The following is a 12,098-nucleotide window of genomic DNA, read 5'->3' as shown; positions in this document are numbered from 1 at the left end:
GGTCAGGTTTTGGTTTTGCGGCTCAGTACCGCCGAAATCAGGACAAGCAGCGTCGAGGCCAGGATCATCAGGCTGGACACGGCGTTGACCTCGGGCGTGATGCCAAGGCGTAGCATCGAATAGATGTGAACGGGCAGGGTGGTGGCACCGGGTCCGGCGACCATTGCCGAGATGATGAAATCGTCGAGCGAGATGATGAAGGCCAGCAGCCAGCCCGACACGATCCCCGGCATCAGGATCGGCAGCGTGATCCGCCGAAACGCGACAAATGGCCTGGCAAAAAGATCACGGGCGGCTTGCTCTAACCCCGCATCCATCGACGCCAGCCGCGCCCGAATCGGCAGATAGGCAAAGGGGATGCAAAACACGATATGGGCCACGATCACCGTCATCAGCCCCAGCCGGAACCCGATGGCGGCAAAGAAGATCAGCGTGGCGATGGCGGTGACAATCTCGGGCACCATCAGGGGGAAGTTGATCAGGCCATAGGCGACCTCTTTGCCGCGAAACCGCAGGCGCACCGTCGCCATCGCCGCCGCCGTCGCCAGTACGGTCGCGATGGAGGAGGCGATGATCGCAACGGTCAGCGAATTCAGCGCGGCGTTCTGGATGCCTTCATTTGCAAAGACCGCTTTGTACCAGCGCAGCGAAAACCCCTCCAACTGGCTGATCGACCAGCCCGCGTTGAAGGAATAAAGCGCCAGGAACGCAATCGGGGCGTATAGAAACAGCACGGCCAGCCCGGCGGTGGTACCAAACCCCGGCAGGTTGCGAATATCCTTGTTGCGTCGATCCAGGAACGCCATCACAGCACCTGCGCGCCGGATTTTGCCGCCCGCCGCGCTGACCAGAAGAGCGCGATCAACGTCAGCGATAGCAGCACTGTCGACAGCGCCGCGCCAAAGGGCCAGTTGCGCGAGCCCTGAAATTGCTGACCGATCAGATTGCCGATCATCATGGTTTTACCACCGCCCAGGATATCGGGGGCGAGAAAGGCGCCGATGCCGGGGATGAAGACCAGCAGGCTGCCGGCAACGACACCAGGCCGCAGGATCGGGAGCACCACGCCCACAAACGCTTTCCAGCGATTGGCATGCAGATCATACGCCGCCTCAAGCAGGCTGAAATCGAACCTTTCGATGGCGGCATATAGCGGCAGGATCATGAAGGGCAGAAAGCTGTAGACCAGCCCCAGACCGACGGCAAAGTTGTTGTAGGACAGCGGCAGCGGCCCAGCGGTCAGCCCGATCAACTGCAATGTCTCGTTGACCGGTCCTTCGTCCCGCAGGATCAGCAGCATCGCGATGGTGCGCACCAGCAGGTTGACCCAATAGGGCACAGTGACCAGCATCAACCACAGGGTCTTTTGCCGGTCAGGCCGGGTGGCGATAAACCATGCGGTCGGGATGCCGATGATCAGGCATAACAGGGTCGCAACCCCGGCCTGCATCAGTGAGCGCAGGAAAATGCGGAGGTAGTCGGTGGAAAAGCTGAGCGTATCATCAAAGATGTCGCGTTCGAACAGCAAGCGGATATAGGCCTCGGGCGAATATTCCCAGATCACGCCGCCAAAGCGGGCGGGTTCCAGAAACGAATAAAGCGTGGTGATCCCGATGGGCACCACCATGAACACCGCGATGATCAGAAGTGCGGGCGACAGTAGCAGTGCCGCCAACCCGGTATCTGGTGGGGCCTTCATGTGGTCAGCACCCGCAGGGCGTCGGGCTCCAGCTTTGCAAACACCGCGTCGCCGGGGTTGAAATCCTGTTGTCCGCGTTGCCCGCCACGCGGCAGATGGGCGGTGATCGCGTGATCGCCCGTCGAAAGATGAAAGGCCACGGCGTTGCCCAGATAGGTGCGATCCATGACCCGGAAAGGGCCGATACCGGTCGCGTTCGACTGGCTCAGCGTCAGCCGTTCGGGCCGGATGCACAGGGTGATCCTGTCGCCCACGCGCGCAGCGCCGGTTTCGACCGCCAAATCACCAAGTGTTTCCAGCCGAACCGTGCCCGCCGCGCTGACCTGCGCCTCCAGCATGTTCGATCCGCCAATGAAATCGGCCACGAACCGATTGACCGGCGCCTCGTAGATTTCCTCGGGTGTGCCAACCTGTTGAATGCGTCCCTCGGCCAGTACCGCCACCCGGTCACTCATCGCCAGCGCCTCTTCCTGATCGTGAGTGACAAAGACAAAGGTGATGCCGGTCTCGCGCTGCAGCGCCTTTAGCTCCAGCCGCATCTTCTGGCGCAGCTTCAGATCCAGCGCTGATAGCGGTTCATCGAGCAGCAGGATCTTGGGCTGCGGGGCCAGTGCGCGCGCCAGGGCAACGCGTTGTTTTTGACCTCCGGATAGTTGGTCCGGCATCCGATCTGCCAAAGCTTCCAGCCCGACCAGCGTCAGCATCCGCGCGGTAACCTGGGAAATTTCCTGCCGGTCGCGCCCCAGCATTTCAAGGCTGAAGCCGATATTGCGCCGTACGCTGAGATGCGGAAACAAAGCGTAATGCTGGAACACGGTGTTGACCGGGCGGTCTTCGGGCGGTTGCCCTGCCATCTCGCGATCAAAGATTGAAATGCTGCCGCCGGTGGGCTGCTCGAACCCGCCCATCAGCCGCAAAAGAGTTGTTTTGCCACAGCCGGAAGGGCCTAACAGGGTAAAAAACTCATTCTCGTAAATATCAAGATCGACGCTATCCAGCGCCGTATGCGCCATCCCCGAACCGTCGGTATAGATCTTGCAGATATTGCCCAGATGCGCCGCGCATGACGTCCCTTCACAGGGTGTCGTGCCGGAACTTGCAACGTCTGATGTTGAGGCGATTTCCACGTTTCACTCTCCCCCGGGGATTTGTTCCCGAGGCAGAGGGTGGCATCATCTTCAACGCCTGAATATCACCCAGAGTGGGTATCGGGCCTGCATCGCTAACCCTTGGACTGCGCCAGTGAATACACCCCTTCAGGCAGGTTCAATGCCGCCCCCAGATCGCGCAGCTGCGCCATCGACAGGGTAATCCTGACGGTGCTGTCATTGCGGGGGTCATATTGCTCGATCGTGACGCATTCCTCGAACGCGTTGACGATCACATCCTCTTGCAGCGGGGCCTCGCCGTCATCGACAAGCGTCACCACCGTTGCATCAAATTCATGCTCGATTGAAAACATGCCCCATCCTGACCCGACAGGCGGGTCTTTGCAAGCGCAGAGCGACGGGTGCAATCGGGGTGGCATAGGGGGCAATCCCTGATAAACATACCCTTATCAGTATGTAGTGAGGATCAGATATGCGTTGGATAGCCCTAGTTTGCGCCCTTGCCCTGACCGGTTGCGTCACAACCACCCAGGCGCCACAGCCCAGCAAACCCACCCCCACCAAAGCCGTCCAGAAAAAGCGCACGGTTCCGACCAAGGCGCAGATGCAGTCCTTTGCCCGCGTGGTTCGCACGATGGAGCCGGTGGCCGAAAACGAATGCCGCCGCCGCGCCCGCGGTCTGAATTGCGATTTCAAGATTGTCGTGGACGACCGCCCCGGTCAGCCCGCCAATGCATTCCAGACGCTGGATCGCACGGGCCGACCGATCCTGGCCTTCAACCTTGCCTTCATCGCGCAGGCGCGCAACCCGGATGAGCTTGCGTTTGTCATGGGGCATGAAAGTGCGCACCACATTTCGGGTCATATCGCCCGGCAACGCCAGAACGCCACAGCGGGCGCGATCCTGCTGGGTGGGATCGCCGCTATTTCCGGTGCCGGGGATGGCGCGATCAGTACCGCACGTGATCTGGGGGCCGCCGTGGGCGCGCGCACCTATTCCAAGGATTTCGAGCTTGAGGCCGACGCGCTGGGCACCATCATCACCAAGCGCGCGGGCTTCAACCCGGTGCGCGGTGCGCAGTTCTTTACCCAGATCCCCGATCCGGGCGATCGTTTCCTTGGCACGCACCCGCCCAACGCCAAGCGGATGGAGACGGTCATTCGGGTGAATAACAGCCTCTGATGCGTCAACTTACCGGGGTGATCAGTGATCGCGGGTCGAAATACGCCGTTTCTGGCGGGCCCGCGGCCAGCCGCGAAGCGGTCGAGCTGTTTCTGAAGGTGCTGAAGAAAGACAAGAAGTTTGCCCGGGCGACCCATAACAGCTGGGCGGTGCTTCTGTCGGATGGCACGCCGCTCAAGGGTGATGACGGGGAATCCGGTGCCGGCATGGTGATCCTTCGGATGCTGGAGCGCGAGGGCCTCAAGGATCATGTCATCGTCGTCACCCGCTGGTATGGCGGCAAACACCTTGGGGGCGACCGGTTTCGCCATGTTCAGGACTGTGTGCATGCCTATCTGGCGGACCGCGCCAGTTGATATAGGTCAAAGAGCCGTACCCCGCGGCGCCCTATCCTTGTGAGGAGTTGGCCCGGAATGCCGGGCCAGTCCAACAGGAAAGGGTCGTCCCGTGACCAACCCAACAAATCTTCGCCGTCACGCCGATCTGGTGGATCGCATGGCAACCACGCTGGGCCTTGATCTGGAAGAGATCACCATTGCGGGCCAGTTACAGATCGACACGCTGGGCGAAGCCGTGATGGCCTGCACAGGTTGCACCAATGCAGATGGCTGCGAACGCTGGCTTGAAATGCAGACCAAAACGGCGCCGGCCGCACCGGGCATGTGCCGCAATTCCGATTTGTTTGAACGACTGAAGGCTGGCAGGTTCGCCTGAGCGATACCGCCCGCGATTTCCTGCTTTCGACAATTAGCAGTGTTGGAAAACCAGGCAGTTCGCTGCCAAAAATATCTGGACACATGATATCCCCTCGCCCTGCGGCGTGGCTATCAAATCATCAAAATTGGAATGGGTCCGGTTTGCGGCGCGCTTAGCCCGCGACAGCCAGGGCCGTTGAAACCGCAAAGAACACACAGCCCGAAGCGACGAGCACGAACCCGTGCCAGATCGCGTTGGCATAGCGCAGCCCTTCCCAGCTGTAGAAAATCACGCCAGCGGTATAAAGAAGCCCCCCGGCCAGAACCAGGCCCATGCTATAGACTGGCAGTACCGTCGACAGCGGCACAAACAGCGCCACCCCGATCCAGCCAAGCGCCACATAGGGCAGCCAGCCGGTTGTCATCTTGCCCCGCGCGGCCATCAGCTTGGTCACTGCGCCCATCAGCGCCAGTGCCCAGACAAAGGCCAGGACGACATAGCCAAAGGTGGTGTTCAGCACGACGCTGAGCGGCGTGAAAGTGCCTGCGATTTTGAAATAGATTGCCGCATGATCAATCCGGCGCAGGATCGGCCGGGCCGGCGTATAGGCTGCGATGTGGTAGGTGGCCGAGGCCGTCAGCATCGTCACCAGCGCCGCTGCATAGACACAGGTGGCCGCGTATGTGGTCCCTGACAGATCTTCGGACATGTTCTGGAAAATCAGGCAGACCCCGATCAATGCCGCCACAACACCCAGCACATGAATTGCAACATCGGCAACACGTTCGGCTTTGGTGTACACTGGATACGACATTACTGGTAACAACTCCTGTTAATATTTTACCTCAAGATCATGGCTTCAGCCTACCGGAAATGTGTCAATTCTTTGTTTCCGTTGCGGCAACTTGGGGGTGGGTCAATGAAAACAGGCATATTTAGTGCACGGAAGACACAGTTTTCCGAATTGGTCCAAAGGCGGTTAACCGCCCGTACGGTGCCAATCTGACTGAGTCGTTTTGGAAAATCCTGGCGATTGAAGCCCGGAAAATTAACTTTTTCAGGCTTTCAAAGCGCCCCACAAATCATATTCCCCGGCCTCGTCGACCTCGACCGTGACGATATCACCCACCGACAGATCCTCTGTGCCTTCATCAATGAAAAGGTTGCCATCAATCTCTGGCGCGTCGGCCTTGGTGCGACAGGTGGCGATGCCGTCTTCGTCGATATCATCGACAATCACGGATTGCAGAGACCCGACCTTGGCCGCAAGCTTTTGCACTGAAATCGCCTGGGCCTTTTCCATGAAGCGGTCCCAGCGATCCTGCTTGACCTCTTCGGGTACATGGTCCGGCAGCGCGTTCGAGCGCGCGCCATCGACATTCTCGTATTTGAAACAGCCGACGCGATCCAGTTGCGCCTCATCCATCCAATCAAGCAGGGTCTGGAATTCGGCCTCGGTTTCGCCGGGATAACCGACGATGAAGGTGCTGCGCAGGGTGATATCCGGGCAGACCCCGCGCCAGGCGGCAATCTCATCCAGGGTTTTCGCGGCAGCGGCAGGGCGGGCCATGCGGCGCAGGACATCCGGGTGGGCATGCTGAAACGGAATATCCAGATAGGGCAGCACCAGACCGTCGGCCATCAGCGGGATCAGTTGGCGCACATGCGGGTAGGGGTAGACGTAATGCAACCGAACCCAGGCCCCCAGAGAACCCAGGTCACGGGCCAGGTCGGTGATATGGGCGCGATGGCCGTGATCCTCGGCATGTTTGATATCAACACCATAGGCCGAGGTGTCCTGCGAAATCACCAGCAGTTCCCTGACGCCGTTTTCAACCAGTTTCTCGGCCTCGCGCAGGACCGCATGGGCCGGACGACTGGCCAGACGGCCGCGCATATCCGGGATGATGCAGAACTTGCACTTGTGATTGCAGCCTTCAGAAATCTTGAGGTAGCTGTAATGCCGCGGCGTCAGTTTCACGCCTGAACCTGGCAGCAGATCGACAAACGGATCGGGGCTGGGCGGGACGGCCTGATGCACGGCATCAAGCACCTGCTCGTATTGCTGCGGGCCGGTCACTGCCAGCACGCGCGGATGCACCCCGGTGATATACTCAGGCTCGGCCCCAAGGCAGCCCGTCACGATGACACGGCCATTTTCCGAAAGCGCCTCACCGATCGCCTCAAGACTTTCAGCCTTGGCACTGTCGAGAAACCCGCAAGTGTTCACGATCACCGCTTCGGCGCCGGAATAATCTGGCGAAATCCCGTACCCTTCGGCGCGCAGACGGGTCAGGATACGCTCGCTGTCCACCAGTGCCTTGGGACACCCCAATGAGACCATGCCGATGGTCGGCTGGCCCTTGCGGGGCGCGTCAGCGATGCGCGCGCGCGCCAGATCGGGGCGCAGATCAGGAGGGTTGGTGCTCATGCGGTCGCCTATACATCGCTCAATTCCCGGCGGGAAGGGGAAAGCGGTTGTTGGCAGACCCGCAGCGCCCTACATTTCTTGTAAAACGAGGTGTGGGAGCGTGTCATGAAATGGATCATTCGCCTTTTGGGGCTGGTGCTGGTGATGGCGGCGATCGTGTTGGGCGCGCTGTTCTTCCTGCCGGGCGACCGGATCGCCAAGATCGCCGCCGACCAGATCAGCGCCATGACCGGCCGGCAGGTAACGATGGCGGGCGAGACAAGGCTCAGCTTCTATCCGGTTCTGGGCATCAGCACAGGCAAGGTCGCGGTGGCCAATGCCGGCTGGTCCGAGGCCGGCCCGATGATCAGCGCCGACAGTTTCAAGGTGGGCGTTGACCCATCGGTGTTGTGGGGTGGCGATATCCGTATCACTGGGCTTGAGGCCGTGAACCCCACGATCTTGCTGGAACGCGCTGCGGATGGTCGTGTCAATTGGGAGCTTGGGGTCGAAGGTGTCGCGCCCTCGGGCAAGGCGGCCGAACCGGGAAAACCTGCGCAGTCGCGGACGCTGGCCCTGACGCTGGACCGGGCGCTGATCACCGGCGCCACGCTCAGATATATCGACCACGGCACCGGCCAGCAGAACACATTGGCCAATTCCGATCTGGACCTGCGCTGGCCCGCCTATCAGGGGGAGGCCACGTTTGACGCCGTGCTGCGCCCCACCGGCCAGGATGTCAAGATCAGCGGTGCGTTGGGCACCGTCGCCAAATTCATCGAAGGCGGTATCTCTGAAATGCAGGCCACGCTTACGGCGCCGGGCGGCAGTCTCAGTTTTGATGGCCGGGGCGCGACCCTGCCGCAACTGGCAGGCGCGTTCAACGCCGACCTGAAGGACACCGCGAAATTCCTGGGCGCGGTCGGGATCAGCGGCGTCGATATCCCCAAAGGGCTGGGCCGCGCGATCACCGCCAAAGGCGATCTGACAATCACCGATGACATGCGCATCACGCTGCGGGACGGTTCATTGAAACTGGACCATAACAGCCTGAACATCGCTGCCGACGTCAATCTGGCAGGTGCGCGGCCAAAGGTGAATGCGCAGCTTCGTGCGGGTGCGCTCGACCTGTCGGCGCTTGCCAGCGGTAACAGCACGGGTGCCGGCGGATCAGGGGGATCGGGTGGGGGGGCGACCACGACAGGCACCGCGGTCAGCACCGGCTGGTCCAAGGACCGCATTGATGCCAGCGCCCTGGGCCTCTTGGATGGCAAGATTGCGCTGGTTGCCAGTGCGCTTGATTTCGGCACCTTCAATTTCGGCAAGACCCGCATCCTGACCACCATCCACAAATCCCGCGCGGTGTTCGACCTGAGCGAGCTCAACGGCTATGGCGGGTTGGTTTCGGGCGAGTTCGTCGTCAATAACCGCAGTGGCCTGTCGGTCGGGGGCGACATGAATGCCAAGGGCATCAACATGAAAACCTTGCTGACCGATGCCGCCGGGATTGGCCGGTTCTCGACCAGCGGTGCGGCTTCGTTGAAATTCTTGGGCGTGGGCGCCTCTGTCGATGCGATCATGAAAAGCCTCAAGGGCAGCGCGTCTGTCCGCACCGGCAAGGGCCATATCAGCGGCTTTGACCTGGATAAGCTGATGCGCTCGGGCAACGGCACCGGCGGCACCACCGTGTTCGACCGGATGAGCGCCAGTTTCATCATTTCGGGCGGGCAGATGCAGAACAATGATCTGACCATGTCGATGCCACTGGCCAAAGCCACGGGCGCGGGCCGGATCGGGCTGGGCAATCAGGACATCGACTATACGTTTACGCCGACGATCCTGACCGGCAAGAAAGACCGGGGCCTTGCCATCCCGGTGCGTATCCACGGCCCCTGGTCCAACCCCCGTTTCACCCCCGATCTGGAAAAGGCCATCGACCTGAACCTCAAGGAAGAAAAGAAAAAGCTTGAGAAGAAGGCCCGAAAAGAGGTCAACAAACGGCTTGAAAAAGAACTGGGCGTGAAGACGGAAGAGGGGCAATCGGTCGAAGACGCGGTGCGTAAAAAGCTTGAAAAGGATGCGGCGAAAGAGATTTTCAAACTCTTCGACTGATCCCGAAAAAGCCGCGCCTCATCTTGCCCTGCGCCAGTGGTGCTCGGGGGCGGAAAGTGGTGAAAACGACTTATAATCCAACATTGCGAGGGGTGCAGGGTGCTACCGTTCTGATCGGTCTGGCCGGACGCAAGGATTGAAACCGATCAGGGAACCATCCATGCGCCGCAAGAAAAAAGGCCCCCTCACGTATCTGCGAAGGGGCCTCTTTTGGAAGGTTGTTGCCAGCTCAGGCCGGTCAAGACGGGCCGAAATGGCCCCGCGTCCCCGGCTGAGCGTGCTTATCCGCCCTGCATCTCGTCATTGCACTTGCGGGCCTCGTAGATCGCGTTGCCTGACCCTTTCAGGTCAACCGTGACCACATTCGCCGATTCCGGGAAGGCGATCAACTCGGCCGCTTTTTCCAGGTCCAGACGCAATTGCTTGTCATTGGCCAGCACATAGCCGCCCTTGTAGTCATCGGTCAGATGCGTCGCCGATCCGGCCTCGCCGACATAGATATTGTCATTGACGGCCACAGCCACGGCCTGATTTTCCTCGGCCACATCGGCGCCTTTCATGAAGACCCCGATATAGCCAAACTGCTTGTCCTTGGTCAGTCCCAGCTGCACCGCCGTGGTTTCCCCGGCTTTCACGGTAAAGCAGCTTTGCTGGGTCATGTTCTTGTAAATCGTCCAGTCGCCGGCATTGCGGTATTTTTCGATCTCGTCACCGCTGGCGGGCAGAACGCTTTCTTCGCCAGCAAAGGCGGGGGCTGCAATCAACGCGGCACATAGAACGGTGGTGAGTTTTCCAATGGTCATTTTCAGTACTCCGGTTTCTGGTTTCAACAGGATTTGGACGCTGCCGATTATGTGAATGGGGCAGCGCAGGATTTTGCATCGTGGCAAAATGGCGGGAAAGCGTGGCTTTGATGTATTTTCCGTGCCTGTCGCTGGTGCCGTGGACGGGCCGGAACCGCCGCAGACGGGCGTCGGACTACTCCGGCCAGACCCGTTATAACGGGCGCGGTCAGATTGGGGCATTCAGCACAAGGGATGTCGGAAAGCTTTGAAATCATGGGCGTCTTTAAGATGTTTGTGACTACCCTAGGTTGAAAAAATTGATAGCGCAACTGCTTCTGCACCAACAATTCCATAAACCGTTGCCAACCACGGCCCGGCAACCCAGGATGCCCCGGCCTTGTCACGTTCACTTGATCCAGGTGCTTTCAGCTTTTGCCCGGCAGGCGCCCGCCCTAGATTGCCGCAAAAAGATGGAGGACCCCATGAACAATTCCAGCAAAACCCAGGCCTTCGCCGCACTTCATGTCAAGGCCGATCCGGTCATTCTCTATAACATCTGGGATCCAGGCAGCGCCAAGGCCGTTGCGGCGGCGGGGGCCAAAGCGTTAGCCACAGGCAGTGCCCCGGTGGCAATGGCGCACGGGTTTGCCGACGGGCAGAAAATCCCGCTTGCGATGATGCTGGATAACCTGTCGCGCATCGTGGATACGGTCGATCTGCCGGTCACGGCGGATATCGAGGGCGGATATGGCATCACCCCGGCCGAGGTGGCTGAAACCGCCGCCATGACCATCCGCGCCGGGGCGGTGGGTTTCAATTTCGAAGATCAGATCGTCGGCGGTGACGGCCTTTATGACGCCGATACCCAGGCTGCGCGGATTACCGCAGCGCGCGAGGCGGTCGATGCTATCGCCTCGGATGTGTTCATCAACGCTCGCACCGATATCTTTCTCAAGGCCAAACCCGACGCTCATACCGATGCGATGCTGGACGACGCCCTTGCCCGCGCCCATGCCTATGCCGCTGCCGGGGCCAGTGGGTTTTTCGCTCCCGGTCTGGCGGATGAGACGCAGATCGCGCGGCTTTGCGCCGACTGCCCACTACCGGTGAATATCATTGCGCTGCCGCATGTGCCCGGCCCGGCTCGGCTGGCCGAACTCGGCGCCGCACGGATCAGCTATGGCCCGGTGCCCTACAAACAAATGGTCAACTGGCTGGAGGATCAGGCCCGCGCCGCCATCGGCTACCGCGATCAGAGCTGAACCGTTCCTTCGATCACGATCCGGGTTTCACCACCAATCAGCACGCGGCCCGGATGTTGCGCATCAACCGAGATATAGACCCGGCCCAACCGGCCCAGGCATGTACCCTGCGCCACAACGATATCCCGCGTCAGACGGCCCTCGTGATGCATCCACATCGCCAGTGCAGAATTGAGCGATCCGGTGATCGGGTCCTCATTCATCCCGCTGGAGGGTGACACATTGCGCACCTCGTAATCGCAGTCGCTACCGGACGCGTGGGCACCGATCAGGCTGACCCCCTGATATTCGGGCCAGCGCACGTTCGACGCATCGACATCCAGTACCGCCTGCGCGTTCTTCAGTTCCAGCACCTGCCATTCCGGACCGTTCGTCAGATGCGCGCTGCGTATCACGTCGCTGTCATCCAACCCAAGTGCTGCGATCAGCCGCGCGCGGTTGGCGTCAGGCAGGGGGGCAATCGGGGTCGGCGGGGCGACGAAGGCGGGCACGGGGCCGCGCATGTCAATCGGAACCAGCCCGATCGCGCATTCCTGCTGGATGATCCCCGCATCCTTGGGCACGCCGCCCGCATGCAGCCACGCGGCACAGCTGCCCAGCGTCGGGTGACCGGCAAACAGCATCTCGCGCGCGGGAGAGAATATGCGCAGCTTGTAATCCGCTTGCGGGTCAGTGGGCGCTTGCAAAAAGGTAGTTTCCGCCAAGTTGGTCCAGGCGGCAAACTCCTGCATCTGGCGATCGCTCAGCCCGTCACCATCGACGACAACAGCCAGCCCGTTGCCCTTGATCGGCACGGAAGAGAATACATCGCACTGAACGAAACGCCGTGTGGTCATATCCGC

General features: G+C 60.5%; 13 protein-coding genes. 5 read left to right on the top strand and 8 right to left on the bottom strand.

Translation table 11 applies throughout. The features are described 5' to 3' along the window. Positions 1 to 2 precede the first annotated feature (2 nt). The 4 genes from Q1B27_RS15955 to Q1B27_RS15940 all read right to left on the bottom strand — a co-directional run bounded on the left by Q1B27_RS15955 (position 3) and on the right by Q1B27_RS15940 (position 3,161). A complete protein-coding gene (locus tag Q1B27_RS15955) occupies positions 3 to 806 on the bottom strand; it encodes an ABC transporter permease (RefSeq protein ID WP_299848823.1) in 804 nt (267 codons plus the stop codon). Then, entirely contained in the window at positions 806 to 1,699 is an 894-nt protein-coding gene (locus Q1B27_RS15950; protein ID WP_299848822.1) for an ABC transporter permease, read from the bottom strand. Before Q1B27_RS15950 ends, Q1B27_RS15955 begins: the two co-directional genes overlap by 1 nt. Then, positions 1,696 to 2,712: an ABC transporter ATP-binding protein gene (locus Q1B27_RS15945; RefSeq protein WP_299848936.1), complete on the bottom strand. Its 1,017-nt coding sequence runs from the start codon at positions 2,710 to 2,712 to the stop codon at positions 1,696 to 1,698. Before Q1B27_RS15945 ends, Q1B27_RS15950 begins: the two co-directional genes overlap by 4 nt. A gap of 209 nt (positions 2,713 to 2,921) precedes the next feature. Continuing rightward, entirely contained in the window at positions 2,922 to 3,161 is a 240-nt protein-coding gene (locus Q1B27_RS15940; protein ID WP_299848821.1) for a hypothetical protein, read from the bottom strand. A gap of 119 nt (positions 3,162 to 3,280) precedes the next feature. Here Q1B27_RS15940 and Q1B27_RS15935 point away from each other — a divergent pair, with 119 nt between their 5' ends. From Q1B27_RS15935 to Q1B27_RS15925, 3 genes are all read left to right on the top strand, one after another. Next, positions 3,281 to 3,991 carry a M48 family metallopeptidase gene (locus Q1B27_RS15935; RefSeq protein ID WP_299848820.1) on the top strand — a complete coding sequence of 237 codons (711 nt, stop codon included), beginning with the start codon at positions 3,281 to 3,283 and terminating at the stop codon, positions 3,989 to 3,991. Then, positions 3,991 to 4,347 (top strand): YigZ family protein, encoded by a 357-nt coding sequence (locus Q1B27_RS15930; RefSeq protein WP_299848819.1) that lies wholly within the window; start codon positions 3,991 to 3,993, stop codon positions 4,345 to 4,347. The genes Q1B27_RS15935 and Q1B27_RS15930 overlap by 1 nt, the downstream gene beginning before the upstream one ends. 91 nt (positions 4,348 to 4,438) lie before the next feature. Further along, positions 4,439 to 4,705 (top strand): DUF6455 family protein, encoded by a 267-nt coding sequence (locus Q1B27_RS15925; RefSeq protein WP_299848818.1) that lies wholly within the window; start codon positions 4,439 to 4,441, stop codon positions 4,703 to 4,705. A 154-nt stretch (positions 4,706 to 4,859) separates the two neighbouring features. On the opposite strand, the gene Q1B27_RS15920 is transcribed toward Q1B27_RS15925, so the two are convergent. Both Q1B27_RS15920 and rimO read right to left on the bottom strand, forming a co-directional pair. After that, the gene (locus Q1B27_RS15920; RefSeq protein ID WP_299848817.1) at positions 4,860 to 5,501 is read right to left on the bottom strand and encodes a hemolysin III family protein; all 642 of its coding nucleotides are present in this window, start codon (positions 5,499 to 5,501) and stop codon (positions 4,860 to 4,862) included. A gap of 243 nt (positions 5,502 to 5,744) precedes the next feature. Beyond that, positions 5,745 to 7,118, bottom strand: a complete 1,374-nt coding sequence (rimO, locus tag Q1B27_RS15915) for a 30S ribosomal protein S12 methylthiotransferase RimO (protein WP_299848816.1) — start codon at positions 7,116 to 7,118, stop codon at positions 5,745 to 5,747. A 105-nt stretch (positions 7,119 to 7,223) separates the two neighbouring features. Here rimO and Q1B27_RS15910 point away from each other — a divergent pair, with 105 nt between their 5' ends. Then, positions 7,224 to 9,209 (top strand): AsmA family protein, encoded by a 1,986-nt coding sequence (locus Q1B27_RS15910; protein WP_299848815.1) that lies wholly within the window; start codon positions 7,224 to 7,226, stop codon positions 9,207 to 9,209. A 281-nt stretch (positions 9,210 to 9,490) separates the two neighbouring features. On the opposite strand, the gene Q1B27_RS15905 is transcribed toward Q1B27_RS15910, so the two are convergent. Next, a complete protein-coding gene (locus tag Q1B27_RS15905) occupies positions 9,491 to 10,012 on the bottom strand; it encodes a hypothetical protein (RefSeq protein ID WP_299848814.1) in 522 nt (173 codons plus the stop codon). Between the two features lie 464 nt (positions 10,013 to 10,476). Here Q1B27_RS15905 and Q1B27_RS15900 point away from each other — a divergent pair, with 464 nt between their 5' ends. Further along, positions 10,477 to 11,256: an isocitrate lyase/phosphoenolpyruvate mutase family protein gene (locus tag Q1B27_RS15900; RefSeq protein ID WP_299848813.1), complete on the top strand. Its 780-nt coding sequence runs from the start codon at positions 10,477 to 10,479 to the stop codon at positions 11,254 to 11,256. Here Q1B27_RS15900 and Q1B27_RS15895 read toward each other — a convergent pair. Beyond that, positions 11,247 to 12,092, bottom strand: a complete 846-nt coding sequence (locus Q1B27_RS15895) for a PhzF family phenazine biosynthesis protein (RefSeq protein WP_299848812.1) — start codon at positions 12,090 to 12,092, stop codon at positions 11,247 to 11,249. The two genes, Q1B27_RS15900 and Q1B27_RS15895, sit on opposite strands and share 10 nt — an antisense overlap. Between the last annotated feature and the right edge of the window lie 6 nt (positions 12,093 to 12,098).

Origin of the sequence: uncultured Roseovarius sp., from assembly GCF_947489715.1 — a bacterium.
Lineage (GTDB): Bacteria > Pseudomonadota > Alphaproteobacteria > Rhodobacterales > Rhodobacteraceae > Roseovarius.
The sequence above is the reverse complement of the archived record's forward strand: the minus strand, read 5'-3'. Positions and strand labels throughout refer to the sequence as shown.